Below are 21,063 nucleotides of genomic sequence, written 5' to 3'. Positions count from 1 at the left end.
CGTATTTCGCCCCGACGAGACGTCGGGGCGAGCGCGAGCAGTTAGGCTAAATTTAGCCCTACTACGAGGCCCCACATGAGTAAGAAGCTGATAATCAAAGAGACATTGACCAGTACGCCCGCAATTCGAGAATCGTAATTGAGTTCGTCGGCAAAAGGAAGAATCGTCATTCCAATTGGTAGAATTACACAGACAATCAGCACATTGCGAAACATAGAAGGCTCAGGAACAAACGTGTAAAGCAACACAACCGCCAATAGCCCACAGCCATACCGAATAGCCAGAACCTTTACCACCGCCCACACTTGGCTCTTTTCGAGGGAAAAACTCATATAAATCCCCATCAGCAAAAGCACCAACGGCTTGTTGGCTTTGGCCAGTACATCCAAAAAATCGTAGGCAACGGTCGGAAGTTCGATGTCGAGAGCGTTGATAGTTAGGCCAATAAACATGGCCTGCAATGGCGGAAGTTGGAGTACTTTTCTCAGCACTTTTTTAAATTCTACCGACGCCCCTTCTTCCTTGACGGCAAAGTAGCTTCCTACTGAATAGACCAATCCGAAAGTGATGATGGTGTTGCCAATGTCAAACATCGCCACGTAAACCAACCCTTCTCTTCCCCAAATTCCTTCAATAATTGGGAAGGCAAACAAACCCACATTGAGCCCCCCGCAAGCCATCGTCAGCATTCCTCTCATGCGGTCGGAATAACCCGAAAACCAAAACCAGCCAATAAGTGTCATTATCGACCCCAAAGCAATGCAAAGCAAAGGGCTAAAAAACAAGGCGGGTTTAAAATCAATGCGAATCGTGCTGACAATCATCAACGCGGGGAACGTCGTGTGCATCAGAAATTTAGAGATTGATTTTCCGTCTTTTTCGGTCACAAAATCAAATTTTTTAATCAAAAAACCCATGGTAGCAATGCCAAGGGTAATGAGAAAAACACTGTTGGTCTGATTCATCGGAGGTGAGTTGAAGAGAGAATGCGAATCACTACGAATGCAAAACTACAAAAGTGCGTTGGAAGGACGACCAAAAACTTTGAAAAGTCTAATTTTTAGGCCAATATTTTATGCGTACTTTTTATTGAGATAAAGCGTCAAAAAATGGCCTTTTCTTGCCTGATTACAATCTATTTTTTGTTAAGTACAATTTTGCAAACGTTATCGGTAACGATTGCGTAAAAATATCGGCGCAAATCGTTGATTTACTCCATAATTAAAAATAAACTCAATCCTACCAAACTACAGCATTGGTAGTCAAAGCCAACACATTCATAGCTAAAAAATACAATTTTGAACTCATCTATTCATCCTGCATTCGAGAAAGCCTTGGTGGCCGACGGTGACATCCCTTGGGAAAAAGTTGACGATAAAATCCAACGTAAAATCATGTCCTTCTCCAACGAATTAATGTTGGTCAAAGTAGCCTTTTTACAGGGAGGAATAGGTACTATGCACAAGCATCCTCATTTGCAAATCAGCTACGTAGCCAGTGGGGCTTTTGAGGTGACGATTGGAGACGAGCGTCGTTTGCTCCAAGCAGGAGATGTCTATTTTGTACCTTCCAATGTATTACATGGTGCGGTATGTCACGAAGAAGGTGTACTCATCGACGTATTTAACCCGCTCCGCGAAGATTTTTTGTAGCCTAAGGTACAGGAAAGCATTACCACAAACAGTCATTACTTTTAGCCTCCATTTTTTAACTATCAATATGAAACGCGTTCTTCTACATCTCATCGTAGGTATGTTGGTGGCCTACACAGCTACCGCCCAAAAAGCGCCCTATTCGGTACGCATGGCTGAGTCCTTTATGACTTGGCACAAAGACTCCATCATGGTCAAAGAAAACAAACCTGCCAGTTGGGATTATGAGCAGGGCTTGATGTACAAAGCCATCGAAAAAGTATGGAATCGGACAGGCAACGGCAAATACTACGAGTACGTGCGCCGCGATATGGATCGCTATGTTCAAAAAGACGGCTCCATCCGCACCTACAAATACGATGATTTTAACCTTGATAATATCCCAACGGGTCGTGCTTTATTGACCTTGTACCAACAAACACAACCCGACAAAGACAAGTACCGCAAAGCCGCCGATTTGCTTTGGAAACAGATTGAAAACCAACCCCAAACCAAAGAAGGTGGATTTTGGCACAAAAAACGTTACCCGTATCAAATGTGGCTCGACGGTCTCTTCATGGCCGAGCCTTTTGCTGCTGAGTACAGTCTTATTTTTAACCATCCTGAGCATTTTGACCACATTGCGAAGCAGTTTGCTCTTATCGAAAAATACGCCGTTGACCCCAAAACAGGTTTGGTTTACCACGCTTACGACGAAAGTAAAGAGCAAAAATGGGCAGACCCAAAAACGGGTCTTTCACCTCACTTTTGGAGCAGAGCGATTGGCTGGTACGCCATGGCATTGGTCGATGTCTTAGATTATATGCCCGCCAACCATCCTGAACACGCCAATCTTATCAAATACCTTCAACGCCTTGCTCCTGCGTTGGTGAAATACCAAGATGCCAAGTCGGGCGTGTGGTACCAAATGACTACGCAGGGAACACGCAAGGGAAACTACTTTGAAGCTTCGGCTTCGTGCATGTTTGTATATGCCCTTGCCAAAGGCGTACGCATGGGATATTTGCCTGTCACTTACCTTGCTTCGGCCAAAAAAGGGTACGCGGGTATCTTGAAAGAATTTGTGGAAGAAGAAGCCAATGGCACCCTCAGCCTCAACAAAACAGTAAGCGTGGGTGGCTTGGGAGGGTCTCCTTACCGCAATGGTACTTATGAATATTACTTGAGTGAGCCAATCCGTAAAAACGATCTCAAAGGCGTAGGGCCGTTTATTTTTGCCAGCGTAGAAATGGAAATTGCCGCAGAAAACAGCCTAGGGAAAGGCAAAGTGGTGGCAGCGGATTATTATTTTAACCGTGAGTTTAGAAAAGACCACAATGGCAACCAAGAACAATTCCACTACACGTGGGAAGATCGCCAACACTCAGGTTTTTGGCTTTGGGGAACTATTTTTCGCGATTTAGGGGCCAAAACCACCAGCATTGCGGCCGCTCCAACCGCTGCTAACCTCAAAAACGTCAACGTCTATATCATCGTTGATCCTGACACCAAGAAAGAAACGGCTGCCCCAAATTTTGTTCAAGATGCCGACATCAAAGCCATTAGCGCTTGGGTAAAAGCAGGCGGAACGCTTGTGCTGATGTCTAATGACACCTCCAACTGCGAACACCTTCACTTCAGCCGTTTGGCCAAAGAATTTGGGCTCCAGTTTTTGCCCAAAAACGTCAACATGGTACAAGGACAGCAGTGGGAACAGGGACGCGTGGATATTCCTGCGGGGAATGCAGTGTTCAAAAACACCAAAGCCGTTTATATCAAAGAGTTATCTCCGTTGGAAGTAACAGCTCCCGCTCAAGCACTCGTCACGCAAAAAGGTGACGTCATTATGGCCGTGTCGAAAGTCGGTAAAGGGACGGTTTTTGCCGTGGGTGACCCTTGGCTTTACAACGAATATACCGACGGTCGCCGCATTCCGATGACCTACGAAAACTTCTCCGCCGCCAAAGACTTAGCATCTTGGTTATTGAACCAAAAAAAATAAAAAATGAGCTATCTATCTATAAACACATTACCTCAACTTCGCCAATACCCCCATTTGGTCGTACCAGAGGCATCTATATTTGAACTTCCCGAAAAAGTATTGCAATTCGGAACGGGAGTTCTACTCCGAGGTTTACCCGATTATTTGATTGACAAAGCCAATCGCCAAGGCGTATTCAATGGTCGCATTGTGGTGGTAAAATCAACTGACTCGGGCGATTCGGCAGCTTTCGACGAACAAGATGGTTTGTACACCCTTTGCATTCGAGGAATCGAGAACAATGAGCTTATTGAAGAAAACGTTGTCTGTTCGGCTATTAGCCGCGTGTTGTCTGCTAAGTCGCAGTGGCAAGCTATTCTTGACTGTGCCCAAAACCCTGCCTTGCAAATCATTCTTTCCAATACCACCGAGGTAGGTATCCAACTCGTTCAAGACGATATTTCAGCTACACCTCCTATTTCTTTTCCTGGCAAGCTACTTGCCTTCTTGTACGCGCGCTTCAAGGCTTTTGGAGGTAGTAAAGAATCAGGTTTAGTGATTGTTCCGACCGAATTGATTCCCGATAACGGAACCAAATTGGAATCGATTGTGATTGAATTAGCTCACCGCAACGGCCTAGAATCGGCCTTTTTTGACTGGCTCGAAAACGCCAATCAGTTCTGTAATTCGCTCGTTGATCGCATTGTTCCTGGAAAACCCGACGCTGATACTTGCCAAGCTCTTTACGATGAATTGGGTTACGAAGATAAGCTTATTACGTTGAGTGAGGTATTTCGTTTGTGGGCCATTGAAGGCGACGAACACGTAAAACAAGTCCTCTCTTTTGCCACCACCGACGACGGAATTTTTATTGAACCCGACATCAACCTGTTTCGTGAACTCAAACTTCGCTTGCTCAACGGAACGCATACCCTTAGTTGCGGCCTAGCCTACCTTGCAGGCCACGACACGGTTATCAGCGCCATGCAGGATGAAATTATGGCATCTTACATCAGTAATTTGATGCTTGCGGAACTAGGCTTGGCCATTCCGTACCCAATGGACGACAAGCGTCCGCAGCGCTTTGGAATGCAGGTCATCGACCGTTTTCGCAATCCGCACCTCAACCATCAATGGTTAAGCATTACGCTCAACTATACCTCAAAAATGAAAATGCGTAACGTAGCTACCTTGCTCCGTTACTACGAAATATTCGACTGCGTTCCTCAGTATTTTGCGCTAGGGTTTGCGGCCTATCTGTATTTTATGAAACCTGTTGCCAAAGAAGGCTTTGTCTATTTTGGCGAACGCGATGGCAATCCGTACCCCATCCAAGACGAAAAAGCGGAGTATTTTTACCAAAAATGGCAGCAATACGACACGGCCGAATTGGTAGAGAAAGTGCTGCAAGACAAATCGCTCTGGGATACTGACCTTTCTCTTTTACCTGGTTTTACGCAAAACGTGACGGATAATTTAGAAAATATGCTCGACAATGGGGTAAAACACTCCCTCGAAAGCTTTTTCCTAAGACATCCCTCTCAGGTAGCCGAAACGAACGAGATTCTCTAAATTTAATCCTCATTTACTAACATGTTGGTAACTAAGACATTTCTTGACGAAGATTTTTTACTCCAAACCGATAGCGCACGCACACTCTACCACGAGTTTGCGAAGCAAATGCCTATCATTGATTATCATAACCACCTTCCTCCTGACCAAATCGTAGCCGACAAAACGTTTGAAAACCTAACGCAAATTTGGTTGTACGGCGACCATTACAAATGGCGAGCGATGCGTACCAATGGTATCCATGAAAACTATTGTACGGGCGCTGCCACCGATTACGAAAAGTTTGAAAAATGGGCCGAAACCGTGCCTTATACCCTTCGTAACCCACTGTATCACTGGACTCACCTTGAGTTGCAGCGCTATTTCGACGTTCACGAAGTTTTAAACCCCAGAAGCGCCCGCCGTATTTACGACGAATGTTCAGAGAAACTGCGCACCCCTGATTATTCGGTGCGTAACTTGCTCCGCAAAATGAACGTAGAAGTGGTATGTACCACCGACGACCCACTCGATACGTTGGAATACCACCAACAATTAGCTACAACTCCCTCCATCAAAGGGGAGGGCTGGGGAGGGGTTATGCGTCCCGCTTTCCGTCCTGATAAATTTATCTTGATTGGCAACGCCAACTTCGCTACTTATCTCCAAAAATTGGGCGCTATCGTTGGTTTTGAAATCAACCGTTACGACGACCTTACCAAGGCGCTTCGTTTGCGCGCCGACTTCTTTGCTTCGCTGGGCTGTAAATTGTCTGACCACGGCCTAGAACAAATCTACGCAGCCGACTTTACCCCCGAAGCAGCCGATGGTATTTTGCAGAAAGCACTTGCAGGACAAGCACTTTCTCAAAACGATATTTTGGTATATCAATCGGCCATATTGCACTTCTTGGGCACGATGTACCACGAGCTTGGTTGGACACAACAGTTCCACTTAGGAGCACTTCGCAACAACAACGCGCGTGCTTTACGTCTTTTAGGGCCTGATACGGGCTGGGATTCGATTGGTGACTGGTCGCAAGCAATGGCTTTGTCGAAATTTTTGGGACGTTTGGACGAATACGACCAGTTGGCAAAAACCATTATTTATAACCTTAATCCTGCCGACAACGAAGTGATTGCGACCATGATTGGAAACTTCAACGACGGGTCGATTGCGGGTAAAGTGCAGTTTGGCTCTGGTTGGTGGTTTTTAGACCAAAAAGACGGCATGGAAAAACAAATTACGGCCTTGTCGAACATGGGCTTGTTGAGCCGCTTTGTAGGTATGCTCACCGACTCACGTTCGTTCTTGTCGTTCCCTCGCCACGAGTATTTCCGTCGTATTTTGTGTAATATGTTCGGAAATGACATCGAAAACGGCGAAATCCCCAGCGATATGGAATGGGTTGGTCAAGTGGTTCAGAACATTTGTTACAATAACGCAAAACAATACTTTGGATTTTAGAACCTTTTTTTCTCAACCACCAAGGCACTAAAATTCACGAAGTTTTCATTTTTCGTGCAGGCGGTTGCTCACAACCGCCTATGTACTAAAAGTATAGCACTATGGACATCAAAAATAACGTAGGATTGGGGACTATTTGTTGCTTTGGAGAAGTTCTCCTTCGCTTTTCGCCTCAGTTTAACGGCGAATGGATAAAACGAGCCAGCATGCCTGTGTTTGTAGGTGGAGCCGAACTAAATGTGGCCAATGCCCTTGCCAATTGGAACATTCCCGTTCGGTACAGTACCATCATGCCCGAAAACCAACTTTCGGTCGAAATCAAAGAGCACCTCGCTCAAAAAGGAATTGATACGGCGGGTATTCGGCATTTTGGAAGCCGCATTGGGGCATATTATCTACCGCAAGGCGCTGACCTCAAAAACGCGGGTGTGATTTACGACCGCGCGTTTTCGTCGTTTTCGGAGTTGGCCGTTGGAAAAGTAGATTGGGAAGAGATTTTTGAAGGTTGCTCTTGGTTCCACTTTAGTGCCATCAGCCCCGCCCTCAACCAAGACGTAGCGGATGCCTGTAAAGAGGCTTTGGAAGTAGCTTCGCGCAAAGGAATGACCATTTCGGTGGACCTCAATTACCGCGCCAAACTGTGGCAATACGGGAAAAAACCCGTAGAAATCATGCCCGAACTGGTGCAGTACTGCGACGTTATTATGGGAAATATTTGGGCTGCTAACACGCTCTTAGGCATCCCCGTAGATAAGACGGTAGAAGTGGTACATACCCAAGAAAGATACTTGGAACACAGTATCACGACGGCCGAAGCCATTCAAGCAACGTATCCAAAATGCAAAGTAGTAGCTCACACGTTTCGTTTTGACGCCTTTGGACAAGGCATTGAGTATTACACTACCCTTTACAAAGACGGCCAACAGTACGTTTCCCCCGAATTTACCACCGAAAAAGTAGTGGATAAAGTCGGCAGCGGTGACTGCTTTATGGGTGGACTGATTTACGGATTAAGCCAAAATCACGCTCCGCAAGACATTATTGATTTTGCGGCGGCCGCTGCTTTTGGCAAACTACAAGAATACGGCGACGCCACCCAACAACGCGTAGAGGATGTACACGAAACCCTCCAAAGTACTACAAATGTTGCGCCTCTACCGAGGCTACTTTGAACTCCTCAAAAACTATTTGACTAAACCTCTTGAGTACTACAAATGTTGCGCCTCTACCGAGGCTACTTTGAATTCCTCAAAAACTATTTGACTAAACCTCTTGAGTACTACAAATGTTGCGCCTCTACCGAGGCTACTTTGAATTCCTCAAAAACTATTTGACTAAACCTCTTGAGTATTACAAATGTTGCGCCTCTACCGAGGCTACTTTGAACTCCTCAAAAATGATTTGACTAAACCGCTTGAAAATACATAACCATTAATTTCCCCTCAGAAATGGCCTTTGAACCACAAAAAGTCTATCAGACCTTGGCAGTCGCTCCGATTGTCCCAGTGTTTTATCATGCCGATGCCACCCTAACTTGCCAAATTATCAAAGCGTGTTATGAAGGTGGAATTCGGGCGTTTGAGTTTACCAACCGTGGCGACAAAGCCAAAGAAGTTTTCAAAGTATTGCGCCAATACATAAGTACAAACTACCCAGAAATGGCTTTAGGTATTGGAACGATTTTCAATGCGCAGCAAGCCGAAGAGTTCATAGCAGCGGGTGCTGACTTTTTGGTACAACCCGTTACGTCTCCCGATGTTGCCGACGTTTGTAAAGCCCATAACATTGCTTGGATGCCAGGTGCGATGACCATTTCGGAGGTGTATAACGCCACCGTATTGGGTGCCGAAATCGTGAAGATTTTCCCTGGCAATGTGGTAGGTTCTGGCTTTGTAAAAGCACTTAAAGGCCCCATGCCTGCCACCAAAGTAATGGTAACAGGCGGCGTAGAACCCACCTCCGAAAGCCTCAAAGAATGGTTTGGAGCAGGGGTAAGCGCCGTGGGAATCGGCTCGCAGCTTTTTCCAAAAAATGTCGTTGAAGCAGGCAATTTCGAAGAAATTACTCAAAAGATAAGTGCTCTAATTAGTTATTACCAAACCCTTACGAAGTAGCAAGTTGGCATCATCCAACTGATACATTACGGGAAATCCAAACCCTTGATCTAAATGAAACAAATCGGTAACTATCGCTGGACCATCTGTGGGCTGGTATTTTTTGCGACGACAGTCAACTACCTCGACCGAAACGTCATCAGTTATCTTAAGCCCTATCTGGCCGAAGCTTTCCAATGGACACCCGAACAAGAAGTAAATGACTACGCCAACATCGAATTGGCGTTTAAACTGGCTTATGCCGTTGGGATGCTTTATGCGGGTAGCTTTGTTGATAAAATGGGCTCAAAACTCGGCTATGCCATCGCTACGGGGCTTTGGAGTATCGCAGCCGTTGCCCACGCTTTTGCAGGCGGGACAAGCGGTTTTGTTATCGCACGTATCTTTTTAGGTGTCACTGAAGCAGGGAACTTCCCCGCAGCCATCAAGGCCGTTGCCGAATGGTTCCCTAAAAAAGAACGCGCATTAGCAACGGGCATTTTCAACTCTGGAACCAACATCGGAGCTATCATTGTCCCGCTTAGTGTACCATTGATTGCCGAAACGTGGGGATGGCAGTGGGCCTTTATCCTTACGGGGGTCATTGGTTTTGTTTGGTTGTTTTTATGGTTTATTTATTACGAAATTCCTGCTAAACAAGCACGTTTATCGAAAGCTGAGTTCGATTATATTCACTCCGATCGAGAAGAACCTGTTACCCAAGAAAAAGTACCTTGGCTCAAGCTACTCACTTTCCGCCAGACATGGGCATTTGCATTAGGTAAATTCCTTACTGACCCTGTATGGTGGTTCTATCTGTTCTGGTTGCCTGATTTCTTGATGAAAGAATACCACCTTTCAAAAACCGAAATCATTTGGCCTTCGGCCATGGTATATATCATTGGTAGCATTGGCAGTATTGCAGGAGGTTGGTTGCCAATGAATCTTATCAACAAGGGATGGGCGACCTTCAAAGCGCGTAAAACGAGTATGCTTATCTACGCATTTTTGGTATTGCCTGTACTATTCTCTCAGTATATGGGCTCAATCAATATGTGGTTGGCGGTATTGGTGATTGGTATAGCAGCATCAGCGCACCAAGCATGGAGTGCCAACATCTTTACGACGGTTTCGGATATGTTTCCTAAAAAAGCAACGGGTTCTGTCACTGGTATCGGAGGGATGTTTGGAGGCCTTGGTGGTATCTTATTGACTTGGCTCGTACAGAAAAATATGTTTGTCTATTACACCAAAATTGGTCAGATTCAAACGGGTTACTTTATCATGTTCTGTATTTGCGGAGCGGCTTACCTTACGGCCTGGGTGGTTATGCACTTCTTAGTACCAAAAATGAAACCAGTTGAATTGTAATCATGAAAAAGGTAATCTTTGTGCTTTTTCTTAGCGTTTGCTCGTGGGCAACGCAAGCCCAGTCGAAAGATGAAGTAGCAGTAGCCAATGCCGTTGAAGCGCTTAAAAAAGCGATGATTGACGCTGATAAAACTGCCCTCGAAAACCTTGCTGCCGAAGAGTTGAGCTATGGGCATTCGGGCGGAAAAGTCGAAGACAAGGCCGAATTTGTCCGCGCTATTGTCAGCGGCGAGTCCGACTTTGTTACTATTGACCTGAGCGAACAAACCATCAAAATTGTGGGAAACAATGCCATCGTTCGTCACAAGCTTTTTGCCAAAACCAACAATAAAGGGCAAGCAGGAACCGCTAACATTGCGATTCTGCTCGTTTGGCAAAAACAAAAAGGACAGTGGAAATTGTTAGCGCGTCAGGCGGTTAAGCTTTAATACGTGAGTCGGGTTGCTCACAACCCGACTACTTCAACCTCCCGAAAGTGTAAAACTTTCGGGAGGTTTTATTTTTTATTTCAAATGTAATGTCCCAAAAGAATCAGGGCGGTGAAATCGCGGGGTTGCGCCGCTCATGGTTGGGCTCCAGCATAAAAAAGCACAATCGGCAGGGCTGCATTTCCAGTCAGCATTAGCGTGCGATTGGAGCGAGACGATACGATAAAAATTGAGACGATACGTTTCTTTTTTCCCTCCCAACAGCTCCCACGGAATCTGCATTTTGCCAGACCACGTATCGCCTGCGGTCTTTACCTCGTGCTTTATTCCTGCTTTTTCGTAAGGCACAAACGCCAAATTTTGCGGGGCTTCTTTCGTGGGGTTTTCAATCCATCCCACAAAAAGCGCATTAGTAGGGTTAATTTCTAATTCTAAATACCGCGTCGGAATGGCTTCTCCTTCGGCAATAAACAACTCAAACACTTCCTGATTCCACATATCGGTATTGTGCCCTCGGTAGCTATTTTCTTTCCAAAAAGGGTTTTGTTGGCACTCAAAATCAATGTACAAATACCTGTCGTCGTAACGAAGTTTTACTTGCGTAGGCTGAGGAGCCGTACGACCATCGGTAGCGTATTTGAATTGCGTTTCGGGCAACGTCAACCATTGCTGGGAAGTTAATGTAACAGAAGGATTGGCAAGATTCATGAGAAACAACGATAGTAGAAAACTGTACATAATTGGCTAATAATTAACGGCTCCGTCTTTTTTAAAGGGTTTGCCCGACCATGCTTTCTTTTGCGTCCATTCGGCATCGGCATCACTCCAGAAAGGGTCAGACGCAGGTAAGCCAAGCGGCAAAAATCCCAACGTAGTCAGATACATACTTCCTGAATTGGAATACGAATCGGCAATCGTGGGTTGATGCCCCGCAAAGCCCAGCGTCAGCCAGCCTTCTTGGTCGAACACCCCTTCTTGCGAAAACATCCGCTTAATAACGGCAGTCAGGGCACAACGCGCTTGGGACGGAGTGACGTTTTCGGGTAGCTGATGAATCAATGCCGCATGAGTAAGCGACTGAAACGCAGCAACTCGGTACGTAATACTACGACCGAAGGCAGGAAAAGTACCTTCGGGGGAGATTAAACGTTCCAAAAAATCGGCATGACGCTGCATCCGTTTTACGGCTTTGGTATATCTATCTTGCAGGACTTGGTGATTGCCCGACGGCGACTGTCGCTTGTTGACTTCAAGCCACGTTTGCAGTACGTCCACTAGCATGGGTTGTATCACAAATGAATTATAATAATCAATGTGAAACACCTCGCCGTCTTTAAACCACCCATCGCCTACGTACCATTCTTCGATTTTACGCACGCCAAACTCAATGCGGTAGCGGTCGGTATTTTCACCAATTGACAACAAGAAAGCTTCTACAATAGCCGCAAAAAGCACCCAATTGTTATTGGGCGGAACCACCCGACGCATCAACGTAAACTCTTCAATCACGCGTTTTTTAGTAACCTCATCCAATGGTTTCCAAAGGGTATCGGGCGCTTTGAGAAACGCCTGCGCTAAAAAGGCCGCGTCCACGAGCGTTTGGCCTTCTTTTCGCCAAAGCATGTAGTCGGGCGAATCGGGATTGACGCTGTTTTCGATGCTCTTGAGGGCATATTGTTTGAGTTTTTTGCGCAATGTACCTTCTTCGGTATCGTCATCGGGCAACGCCAACCAAGGCGCCACGCCCACGATAGTACGCCCAAAAGCCTCCAAGTACGCGACTTTAGCATTGCGGTTGTCCCACGTAGGGCTAAACTCCACTTTCCAATTTTTGACCAGTGTATGTTGGCTCAAGTTTTTCAGAACAGGCTCGGCGATTTTGTACAAAAGCTTGGCCCAGTACAGGCGTACGTTTTCGGCAGCAGGTTGCGATGGCTTTTGCCAATTCAGCACCCCCCACCCCAAAGCTGCGTTGGTATGGAGGAAATTTCTTCGGTTCATTAGTGGGGGAAAAATTGATTATTGAAACACTCTCTTACGATATTTAAGGCATTTTTTAAATAGACATCACCTTAAATATATCAAATCCAAGCTACTTACTGTGGGATAAAATGGTGATTGAGCTAAACGTAGCAACAACAAAACAAAAATAGAGTTTTTATACAATAGGTTTTGTGTTGAGTATAATATAGTTTTGTTAAAAACAGCACAGTGATGAAATCGTTTAGCCAAGTAACCACCACCGATTTAGAAGAAATGTTTGGGATTAAGATTTATCCGCAAACATTTCTACCTCAAGTGGCAGAAATTGATATACCAACCTGGCTATTACACATTACAGAATCAAGACGAAAAAGGTTAGTCTCCATTCGTACTGAAAAAGCAACTTCAGAATCCCTCATCGCTCCTGTTTTGATGGCCGTAGAAGAAATATCGAAAGAGCCAATTACGGTTTTTTCAGGCGAGCCTCTAGCTACGGATACACTTGTTGGAATATGCGATTTTTTAATAACCAAAGGAAATTCATTTGAACCCAAAGGAGGCTATTTAGTATTGGTAGAAGCAAAAAAACAAGATTTGCTTAGCGGAATTCCACAATGCGTAGCTGAAATGTATGCCGCTCAACAACTCAACGGTAACGACGATATTGTGTATGGATGTGTTTCAACAGGGCTAGAGTGGATTTTTTTAAAATTAGATCAGAAGATTGCCTTCACCGACCCCACTATTTTTAGTATTACTGAGCTATCCAAAATTCTAGGAGTATTTGGGTGGCTTACTTGGTATAGTCGCCAATAAAATCATAACAAACATACATTATCCACCCTTCTTACTCCAGCACTTTCAAACACACAGGCATTGAGACCTTGATTTCTTTGCCAGTAGGCGTCAATTTTCCTGTTTTGGTATCCCGACTAAAAATCACGACGTTATCGGTATCTTGATTCGCCACAAGTACCCATTTTCCCGTAGGATCAATCATAAAATTGCGGGGCGTTTTTCCGAGCACATCTTGGTTGCCAACGTAAGTAAGTGCACCTGTTTTTGGGGCAATGCTATAAATGACTAAGCTTTCTTGGGCGCGGTTAGAGCCGTATAAAAACTTACCATCGGGCGAAACATGAATATCAGCACACCACATACGTCCCGTGTAGCCACTGGGGAGCGTCGTCACCGTTTGTACGGGGGTTAATTTTCCTTTTTTATATTCAAAACTTGTCATCGTCGCGTCCAGTTCGTTGATGACATAGGCCCATTTGCCGTTGGGATGAAACGTAAAGTGGCGTGGTCCCGCCCCTGGAGTAGCCGCCGTAAACGCAGGATTTCCAGGCAAAAGGTGCCCTGCTTTGGTGTCGAGGGTGTAGGTCATAATTTTGTCCATGCCTAAATCAGGGACAAACACATCGACATTATTAGGCGCGACATTGATGGAATGGACGTGCGCTTTTTCTTGACGTGCCGCATTCACGCTTTTTCCTTCGTGCTGAATGGTCTGGGTAGCCACCCCAAGCGAGCCGTCGGCTTGTACGGGCAAAATACTCAAACTACCACCGCCATAATTACCCACCATTACCCATTTTCCTTTTTTATCAGTTGCCACGTGACACGGGCCATTTCCTCCCGCCGATTGGGTATTGAGAAACGCCAATGTTCCTGTATTTTTATCGAATGAGTACGCATTAACCGCTCCGCCATTTACTTCCGCGACCGAATACACAAAACGTTTATCGGGCGAAATCGCCAAAAAGGAGGGATTTTTTACACCTTTTGCGATACTTACTGGGCTAAAATCACCCGTTTGGGTATTGAATTTATACACATAAATCCCTTCGCTGGTTTTGGACGTGTAAGTACCAATGAGAAGATACATATCGGCGTTTTGTCCCCATGCACAAACGTTAAGTATTGCCAGTAAGCCAACCAGTAAAATGTTGATTCGTTTCATTATGTCTATTTTTATAAAAGTAAAAAGCGAGCTCGATAAGAGTTCGCTTTTTAAAGGATTTTGGATGTATTTCTTACCCCTTTTTCGTTTCTGGCACTCTTGCATCAAAAAAGCGTCGGAGACGCTGGGCCGTGTTTCGCCCCGATTGGAAATCGGGGCGAGCTGCGCGCGCGGGGCGTGCTAAAGTTTGAGCTTTATCGGTTCTAATTTTTTGGCGCGGCCTATTTCTTTCCCATCCACAAATACGCGCAAACCTTTGCCTTTTTTGTAATGTTTGCCCGTTTTATCCCAAAGGACTGTCACACTTTTCCCGTGGTACAGTATCTTATCCAAACAAAACCAATCCCATTGATTTTGAGGTACTAATGGGCGAACCTCTAAAACATCATCGGCGCGGGGTTTGAGCCCTACCAAATCGCTTATAATCAAATCGGCGTAACCAGAATGGTTGTAAAATTTACTTCGCGGGTCGTCGCCTTTGAGCCAGCGGCCATTTTTTTCGTCTTGGTATTCACCGAGATACAACTTGCCATTCATTTGGTGGGAACGTGCATAACGGTGAAGCTCGTCGTAAAATACCTGCGGCGTCATGCTCCCGTGGTTCTTGTAATTATTAAGCAAATTTGATAGCGCTCGGAGCGTTTGGGTCGTCGCAAAAGGCCAAACAGGGCCGTCCCATTCGCAGCCATGTCCCGAGCCGTGCGTACGAAAAAGTGGGTGACGACGCTCGGCGGTCGTCAATCCCCAAGGGGCTCGAAACCCCGTCGTATCGGTAAGTTGTTCCCACTGTCGGGCGTATTTTGGGGCATCGTCGGGGAGGTTGAAATACCAAGGGATAAACCCAATGGCTTCGCGGGCGTTGTCGAGGCTACCATTTTCATGCCTTACCTTAAAAAATGACGCCGACTCATCCCACAGGTTTTCGTGTACCAAACGTCTGAGCGTTTCGGCTTTTTGTTGGTATTTTTGACGAAGGGTATCGTTGCCCACAATCGCCGCCATGCGCGATAACGCTAGGGCATTGCCGTACATATAGCTGTTGATGGTCGGGCGCACATTTTTTTCTTTTCGCGAGCCACTTATCGACTCCTCCATCGCATCGCGAACATCAAATTGCCAGAAAAGCTGCGTTGGGAGCATTTTTTCCGTTTCCCATTTACGGTAATCAGCTTCTAAGTCGAGCAATGTTTTTTGCACAAAAGCTTTATCTAAGTTTACCAAGTACCGACCATAGACCGCGTCGTCCACCCAACTACTAAAAGCATGGAAGCGCTGCGCGGTATGTTTGGGGTCAACGTACAGCCAAAACGAAATGTAATCGTTGATAAACTGCGGATTATGCAACCAGCGCCCTTCGTAAATATGATGTCCCAAGGCGCTGCTAATGGCGTTGTATTTACCCGCATGGTTGACTTTGGTGATAAATTCGGTAAAAATAAAGCCTTCAGGCGTTTGCTTTAAGTGCTTTCGAAACGACCACCAACGGTAATTATAGACGGTACGAATGACGGAATCGGGGCAATCAAAAAGGGGGATATTGTCTGAAAGCCACGCAAACGTTTGCTCGTTGGTGACGTAGTTTTTCACCGCTTCGTCGTCGATGGAGTTAAAATACGCGACGTCTTTTTTGAGTTGATCGGTGGTTAAAAACGTTGCTTTTTGAGCCAAGCCTTGAAAGGACAAGAGGAGGGCAAGGAGCGAAAGTCGGCCGATAGTCAACCTCATCCCCGACCCTTCTCCTTTCTGGAGAAGGGAGGCCAAAAAGTCCCTCGCCTGAAAGGAGCGGCCGCCGCTGCGGAGGGATTTAGGGTGAGGTTGGCTACCAGAACTCTCAGAATAACAGTATTTTTCAACAATCATCATATCAATTTTAAGTGACTATTTAGTCATTTTCAAATCAGCTATTTTTTTCATTTTAGGCTATTTACTCAAACAACCAATCAATATTCTTCTTATTACCCGCCATACCTGCGTCGAAAATGGGGATGGTTTGGTTGCCTTTCACAAAACCTAAAATGAGGCACGCCCCTTTCCCCAAATTCAGGGTATGGGTACCCGCTCCAAACGAGTACGCGTGGACATTGGCAGGTGGAAAACCGTTGACCAAAACAGCATTTGAGATTTTAATTTCGGCTTGCCCGTAGTCGTTGGCGCTGGCGTCGGTTTCTAACTCGGGAGTAGGTAAATAATTGGCTTTCTTTTCGTTGAAAAAACCAACCAACAACTTCACGGGCTCTTGCGTCGTGAAAGTCAAGGTTGTACGTTGCGATTGTAATTGATTTTTAGCTAACTTAATTCCTTTCAACGCCTGTAATTCGGGCGCAATTCCGCTAATCACCGCCGCCGTATCACTAAAAACGGCTTGTCCTTTTACGGTCGAAAACCACGCTGCTTGCGGACTCTGCAAGGTCACTTCGGCGGGCTGTAATATCACCAATTGCTTGGTAGTCTGTGAACTATGGGTTTTGAGCGAATCAATTTTATGCTTGAACGTTTTCAACTCTTTTTCATAAACGGGTAGCATTTCTGTCCACGTTTTGTACGCACCCTCAAACCCGCGCATCGGAATTTTGCGTTGCTGCGTTTGCATACTGTTGGCATACAAATAGGTATCTTTGGTCAAGGCAACGAGCTTGGCATAATGACTTACGCTTTTCTCCAAATGCGGCAGTGCCTTTTCCAAATCACGGACATCGTTTGAGTACTTAAAGCGTAACGTTGCCAGTGCTGCCCGCGCTTTTTCGGCATAAAAATTAGCCATGGCGTCTTGACAATGTATGTCGTTGCGAAGGCGACCAAACTCTTCTTTGTTTTGGGTCACGCTGGCGGCCGCGCGTTCAATCGCCTCTACGGCTTTTTGGCCGTGTACGACCACCTCGTCGGCCACGATAACTGGCGTTTCGCCAACGTGAGGCTGTCGATTCCATTCTTTTTCAGCGTACTCAATAATCATTTCACCTTCAGGCGCTTCCGACTCGTACATCAACGTAAAAAGGCCGTATCGAAACGGGTTGATAAGCTGCGTCATCAACATACCTAGCGTGAGGGTTTGGCGATTTCCGTCCGTGATTCCGTATCGGCGAAGGAGTTTAGGGGAAATTTCTCCCGTTTGTTCGTAGGCTTCCAACACGTCTTTGCCTTTGTCGAGCGGTAAGCCGTATTTTTCCGCCAATTGATTGCCCCAATAATTGATTTCGGCGGGGCGCTCCCGTTTTGAATTCCACGCGTAGCGCGCCCACGTTTTGTACCAAATCCAATCGCGATCCAATTGAAAAAGACGTTTTTCGGCTTTATCCGCCGTGTAAGGCCAATCCCAGTACGAGGCTTGGGGATACAAGTGAAGGCCATTGGCTTCATAGACATTGTGCATGGCTTGTACCGATTTTTGAATAAAATCAGCCGAGCCGTAGCGAAAAGGCTCCAAATTGGCCAAAATATGCACATTTTCGACGTGTACCGTTCCGATTCGACTTAGGCTACGGTGCAAATCCGCCCATTTGCCACGAGGCGTGTAGGTCGTTAGCGCTTCGCCGTTGTACTTAGCCATGGTGTAAAGGTTTTTGTACAAAGGCAACGCCGCTTTCATCACCCGAGGGGCATCGGTATCGTGCGCACGGAGCACGATTGGCGGCTCGGTCGTTTTTCCCAAAGCTTTAAGTCCATCTTGCACGCCTGGAATAATGGTTTTGGTAAACCAATCTACATCGTCTTGTCCCTGTCCCTCCATGGCTTCCCCGAGGGTAATCAGCAACCCGACGTTGGGGTATTTTTCGACAAAAGCCGCAATCGACTTACGGGTATAATCGGCAATGAGCGGTACAATCGGGCGGTTGCGGTCTTGGGTTTTAATGCCGTGTTTTTCGGCAAAAGGTTTAGAAACAATGATATTATAAAACATCTGAATCACCCAAATTCCCCGCTTATCGGCCTCGGTGGTGAGGAAGCGAAAAATCTCTTCATTTTTGCGAAAAGTCACCTCATCTACTTCCACTGCGTATGGGTAATCTTTCAGTTTCACCAACGAAGCGAAGGGGTGGCCGTTCCATAAATAGAGCGAGTTGTAACGGTTTTCTACCATCATATCTAAGTACCTTATCCACTGCGCTTTGTCGTACAACCACGGGAACGTCTCGGAGGTATAAGGGTATTCATACACCTCACGGCCAGGCAAATAGACGGGCTTTTGAATACCAATACACGTACCGCGCAGTACCATCTCTGGCTGATCTTTGAGTGAAAGTTGTTGGGGTAAACGTTGGTTTTTCTTGAGTTGCTCCGTTAATTCTAAACACCCGTACAAAGCCCCCGAAGCATCTGCTCCCGCAATAAACAACGGAGAATTAGGCTGCTTGAGGAGTTCAAAACTTTCCTTTGAAGAGCTCGCTGCAAGCGTTACCTTTTGGCCAAGCATCAGTTTTTGGAAGGTTGGGTCAGTAGCCAAACCCACCACAATTTGATAGCCATTTTTAGCGATACTTTTGTTCAAAGTGACTTTATAACCAGCAACGCTTAAGGCCGTTTTTAGCTTTTCTACCCCAAAATTTACTCGTACGTTTGGATCAGTTGCCCAGATGTTGACGGTTTGTTGGGAAAAGACAGCCCTAGCCGAAAACAGAATAAGACATAGCCAATAAAATGGTTGTTTTCTCATGAATTTGTATTTTTTGGAACACTGAGGTTCACAGAGTTAGACACAGAGTATCACGGAGTATGGCAAAAACATCAATTATTCGCCGTTTTCAATGATTTTATCACAAACACGGCTTCCGCCTCCACGGCGCTGCTGTTAGGCAAGTCGTAGTTTTGGTCAGTGGGCGTATCGGCATCGGGGAAACGGCGGACTTCACCCGTGCGGAAAACGACTCGTTTGAACGAGGCCACAGGAGCAAAAAAGACTTTTGCCCCCTTGCTTTGACCGTTCACAAACACATTAAAAATTCGTTTACTTTGGTCCAACTCCAGCCGAATTTCATACGGCTTCCCCGCTTCGTACTTCATAATGCCCGAATTGCGATAGCCGACTTTGGCTTTTAATTCGCCGTCTGCATCGAAAATGAGCCGCGTGGCAGCGCTGCCTTTCGCGTCTTGCAACTCAATGTGGAGTCGTCCTTTGTCGGTTTGTTGGGGAACAACCGTAAACGTAACCACCACTTTTTTACTCTCAGGAATAATACGTTCGGCTTTGGCGTAGTCGAACGCGTCGCTGTCGCGTAGCACCAAGTTTTTGGCACCATCGGCTGCTTTTTCGATTTTCACCGAAGCGCGCAATGGGTTATAAATGTTCCAATAGTTGAGTTCTTGTCCCGAAGGCAAATCGTTAAATACCTCATTCACGTGCGTTTTTACTTCGTCAGTGATGGGAACGAGAATTTTTGACACCCAAATATCTTCTTTGTTCATGCTGTACGTTACCCACAGGTTTTTATCGGGTGGCATACCATTTCCTTCTTCTATTCCCCGAACGTATTGAGGCCCGTACGATTTGTAATTTCCTCCGTAACGCATGGACGTAATTTCGCCATTGACCAACAAAAGGTTATCGTAGGTAAGACCGTCTCTACTGACCGACACCGCTAACGGCCAACGAAACTCAGCGGGGTTATACACCGTGGCATAGCGACCGTCGGAGGTGCGTTGTCCCCAAATTTTGGCGTTACTATTGATAAAACCTGGTGCTCGCAATGGCGCATACAACCACGTTTTGCCGTTGTCCTTACTTACCGACGTCAAGGCGTGTTTCCACAAACCAACGACGTTTCCGTTTGGTAAATGATAATAGCTAAACGCCTTCAATTCGTGCTTCAACGGTACGAGAGGGTCATCGCGGTCGGCTTCTTCGAGCCACTGCTGCATCATGAGCGGATTGGCCAATAACTCATTGCAAGCGTCCACAAAACCAGCATCGTTGGACGTAGTATAAAAGGGATAAGCCGATTTCGACTTGTCCCAAGTAGCATTGTGACGAATAAAATAAATAGGCCCAAACCGCCCATCGGGATGGATTTCACGCACCACTCGCCCAATTCCTTTCCCATCATTCGGGTCATCTTTGGCATCCAAGGCAATTCCATAATACGCCAACGTCAGCAAGCGATTTTTCTTCGACACAAAAAAGCCCATGCGTTGGTGCATGACCGCATCTAAGTTTTTGGCAACGCCTGCATACCCTTGTTTTGTCCAGCCGTCAGGAATACGATACGTAGGAAAAAGCACCGTAGGGGTTGTCCATTGGTAGCCGTCTTTGGAGGAAGAAATAAGGGTAGCCCCAGGCGGAACGTGCTCTCCCACGGGGTTGCTTAAATAATGCAAGTAGAAGGTATTATTCCAATATACGAGCATTGGGGCATGGTTGTAGGTCCAATCCAACGCCGTTCCGCTTTTATTTTCGCGGTCGGCCCTGAATACCTGAATGTTATGAACCCCCACCGCAGGACTTAATTGCCCGTGGTGATAGTCCACGTTGGAAAGCGTTTTACCTACATAACGAATAGTGTCTTGGGCTTGGACAACTGTACCAATTAGCCAAGTCAGCAGAAAAAGGGAATGGTGTTTGTGCTTCATTTGTACCAAAATTAGTCAGGGCTAAAGCCCTTCT

The 21,063-nt window shown here is 46.0% G+C and carries 16 protein-coding genes; 9 read left to right on the top strand and 7 right to left on the bottom strand.

The annotated features are described in order from the left end of the window. Nucleotides 1-41 precede the first annotated feature (41 nt). Nucleotides 42-965, bottom strand: coding sequence for an AEC family transporter (locus K339_RS0111770; RefSeq protein ID WP_028523749.1), 924 nt, complete (start codon nucleotides 963-965; stop codon nucleotides 42-44). Nucleotides 966-1,298: 333 nt separating this feature from the next. Here K339_RS0111770 and K339_RS0111765 point away from each other — a divergent pair, with 333 nt between their 5' ends. The 8 genes from K339_RS0111765 to K339_RS0111730 all read left to right on the top strand — a co-directional run bounded on the left by K339_RS0111765 (nucleotide 1,299) and on the right by K339_RS0111730 (nucleotide 10,522). Beyond that, nucleotides 1,299-1,652 carry a cupin domain-containing protein gene (locus K339_RS0111765; protein ID WP_229598730.1) on the top strand — a complete coding sequence of 118 codons (354 nt, stop codon included), beginning with the start codon at nucleotides 1,299-1,301 and terminating at the stop codon, nucleotides 1,650-1,652. 67 nt (nucleotides 1,653-1,719) lie between these two features. After that, entirely contained in the window at nucleotides 1,720-3,633 is a 1,914-nt protein-coding gene (locus K339_RS0111760; RefSeq protein ID WP_028523747.1) for a glycoside hydrolase family 88 protein, read from the top strand. A gap of 3 nt (nucleotides 3,634-3,636) precedes the next feature. After that, nucleotides 3,637-5,184: a tagaturonate reductase gene (locus tag K339_RS0111755; RefSeq protein WP_028523746.1), complete on the top strand. Its 1,548-nt coding sequence runs from the start codon at nucleotides 3,637-3,639 to the stop codon at nucleotides 5,182-5,184. A gap of 21 nt (nucleotides 5,185-5,205) precedes the next feature. Continuing rightward, nucleotides 5,206-6,630 (top strand): glucuronate isomerase, encoded by a 1,425-nt coding sequence (gene uxaC / locus K339_RS0111750; protein WP_028523745.1) that lies wholly within the window; start codon nucleotides 5,206-5,208, stop codon nucleotides 6,628-6,630. Nucleotides 6,631-6,731: 101 nt separating this feature from the next. Further along, complete coding sequence (locus K339_RS0111745; RefSeq protein WP_037300211.1) at nucleotides 6,732-7,802, top strand: sugar kinase; 1,071 nt, start codon at nucleotides 6,732-6,734, stop codon at nucleotides 7,800-7,802. A 276-nt stretch (nucleotides 7,803-8,078) separates the two neighbouring features. Continuing rightward, nucleotides 8,079-8,744: a bifunctional 4-hydroxy-2-oxoglutarate aldolase/2-dehydro-3-deoxy-phosphogluconate aldolase gene (locus tag K339_RS0111740; protein WP_028523743.1), complete on the top strand. Its 666-nt coding sequence runs from the start codon at nucleotides 8,079-8,081 to the stop codon at nucleotides 8,742-8,744. A gap of 54 nt (nucleotides 8,745-8,798) precedes the next feature. Beyond that, on the top strand, nucleotides 8,799-10,094 hold the full coding sequence (locus K339_RS0111735) for an MFS transporter (protein WP_028523742.1): 1,296 nt from the start codon (nucleotides 8,799-8,801) through the stop codon (nucleotides 10,092-10,094). Between the two features lie 2 nt (nucleotides 10,095-10,096). Continuing rightward, nucleotides 10,097-10,522 carry a nuclear transport factor 2 family protein gene (locus tag K339_RS0111730; RefSeq protein WP_028523741.1) on the top strand — a complete coding sequence of 142 codons (426 nt, stop codon included), beginning with the start codon at nucleotides 10,097-10,099 and terminating at the stop codon, nucleotides 10,520-10,522. Nucleotides 10,523-10,597: 75 nt separating this feature from the next. Here K339_RS0111730 and K339_RS0111725 read toward each other — a convergent pair whose 3' ends face one another. Continuing rightward, nucleotides 10,598-11,230, bottom strand: a complete 633-nt coding sequence (locus K339_RS0111725; RefSeq protein WP_229598729.1) for a carbohydrate-binding family 9-like protein — start codon at nucleotides 11,228-11,230, stop codon at nucleotides 10,598-10,600. 36 nt (nucleotides 11,231-11,266) lie between these two features. Then, nucleotides 11,267-12,523 (bottom strand): DUF2264 domain-containing protein, encoded by a 1,257-nt coding sequence (locus K339_RS0111720; RefSeq protein WP_028523739.1) that lies wholly within the window; start codon nucleotides 12,521-12,523, stop codon nucleotides 11,267-11,269. A 213-nt stretch (nucleotides 12,524-12,736) separates the two neighbouring features. Here K339_RS0111720 and K339_RS33495 point away from each other — a divergent pair, with 213 nt between their 5' ends. Beyond that, nucleotides 12,737-13,321, top strand: coding sequence for a hypothetical protein (locus tag K339_RS33495; protein ID WP_051397969.1), 585 nt, complete (start codon nucleotides 12,737-12,739; stop codon nucleotides 13,319-13,321). A 31-nt stretch (nucleotides 13,322-13,352) separates the two neighbouring features. Here the strand turns inward: K339_RS33495 and K339_RS0111710 are convergent, their stop codons facing one another. The 4 genes from K339_RS0111710 to K339_RS0111690 form a co-directional block, all read right to left on the bottom strand. Then, nucleotides 13,353-14,468: a lactonase family protein gene (locus K339_RS0111710; RefSeq protein WP_028523738.1), complete on the bottom strand. Its 1,116-nt coding sequence runs from the start codon at nucleotides 14,466-14,468 to the stop codon at nucleotides 13,353-13,355. 180 nt (nucleotides 14,469-14,648) lie between these two features. Continuing rightward, entirely contained in the window at nucleotides 14,649-16,331 is a 1,683-nt protein-coding gene (locus K339_RS0111700) for an MGH1-like glycoside hydrolase domain-containing protein (protein WP_229598728.1), read from the bottom strand. 61 nt (nucleotides 16,332-16,392) lie between these two features. Then, nucleotides 16,393-19,119: an alpha-d-galacturonidase gene (locus K339_RS0111695; RefSeq protein ID WP_028523735.1), complete on the bottom strand. Its 2,727-nt coding sequence runs from the start codon at nucleotides 19,117-19,119 to the stop codon at nucleotides 16,393-16,395. A 71-nt stretch (nucleotides 19,120-19,190) separates the two neighbouring features. Continuing rightward, the gene (locus tag K339_RS0111690; RefSeq protein WP_157607567.1) at nucleotides 19,191-21,029 is read right to left on the bottom strand and encodes an exo-alpha-sialidase; all 1,839 of its coding nucleotides are present in this window, start codon (nucleotides 21,027-21,029) and stop codon (nucleotides 19,191-19,193) included. Between the last annotated feature and the right edge of the window lie 34 nt (nucleotides 21,030-21,063).

Origin of the sequence: Runella limosa DSM 17973 (assembly GCF_000482465.1) — a bacterium.
In the GTDB taxonomy this organism is placed as follows: Bacteria; Bacteroidota; Bacteroidia; order Cytophagales; family Spirosomataceae; genus Runella; species Runella limosa.
The sequence above is the reverse complement of the archived record's forward strand: the minus strand, read 5'-3'. Positions and strand labels throughout refer to the sequence as shown.

What these genes read in the sequence shown, in the direction of transcription:
- K339_RS0111770 (WP_028523749.1), bottom strand. Translation starts at nt 965, where the DNA reads ATGAATCAGACCAACAGTGTTTTTCTCATTACCCTTGGCATTGCTACC.
- K339_RS0111760 (WP_028523747.1), top strand. Translation starts at nt 1,720, where the DNA reads ATGAAACGCGTTCTTCTACATCTCATCGTAGGTATGTTGGTGGCCTAC.
- K339_RS0111755 (WP_028523746.1), top strand. Translation starts at nt 3,637, where the DNA reads ATGAGCTATCTATCTATAAACACATTACCTCAACTTCGCCAATACCCC.
- uxaC (WP_028523745.1), top strand. Translation starts at nt 5,206, where the DNA reads ATGTTGGTAACTAAGACATTTCTTGACGAAGATTTTTTACTCCAAACC.
- K339_RS0111745 (WP_037300211.1), top strand. Translation starts at nt 6,732, where the DNA reads ATGGACATCAAAAATAACGTAGGATTGGGGACTATTTGTTGCTTTGGA.
- K339_RS0111740 (WP_028523743.1), top strand. Translation starts at nt 8,079, where the DNA reads ATGGCCTTTGAACCACAAAAAGTCTATCAGACCTTGGCAGTCGCTCCG.
- K339_RS0111735 (WP_028523742.1), top strand. Translation starts at nt 8,799, where the DNA reads ATGAAACAAATCGGTAACTATCGCTGGACCATCTGTGGGCTGGTATTT.
- K339_RS0111730 (WP_028523741.1), top strand. Translation starts at nt 10,097, where the DNA reads ATGAAAAAGGTAATCTTTGTGCTTTTTCTTAGCGTTTGCTCGTGGGCA.
- K339_RS0111725 (WP_229598729.1), bottom strand. Translation starts at nt 11,230, where the DNA reads ATGAATCTTGCCAATCCTTCTGTTACATTAACTTCCCAGCAATGGTTG.
- K339_RS0111720 (WP_028523739.1), bottom strand. Translation starts at nt 12,523, where the DNA reads ATGAACCGAAGAAATTTCCTCCATACCAACGCAGCTTTGGGGTGGGGG.
- K339_RS33495 (WP_051397969.1), top strand. Translation starts at nt 12,737, where the DNA reads ATGAAATCGTTTAGCCAAGTAACCACCACCGATTTAGAAGAAATGTTT.
- K339_RS0111710 (WP_028523738.1), bottom strand. Translation starts at nt 14,468, where the DNA reads ATGAAACGAATCAACATTTTACTGGTTGGCTTACTGGCAATACTTAAC.
- K339_RS0111700 (WP_229598728.1), bottom strand. Translation starts at nt 16,331, where the DNA reads ATGATGATTGTTGAAAAATACTGTTATTCTGAGAGTTCTGGTAGCCAA.
- K339_RS0111695 (WP_028523735.1), bottom strand. Translation starts at nt 19,119, where the DNA reads ATGAGAAAACAACCATTTTATTGGCTATGTCTTATTCTGTTTTCGGCT.
- K339_RS0111690 (WP_157607567.1), bottom strand. Translation starts at nt 21,029, where the DNA reads ATGAAGCACAAACACCATTCCCTTTTTCTGCTGACTTGGCTAATTGGT.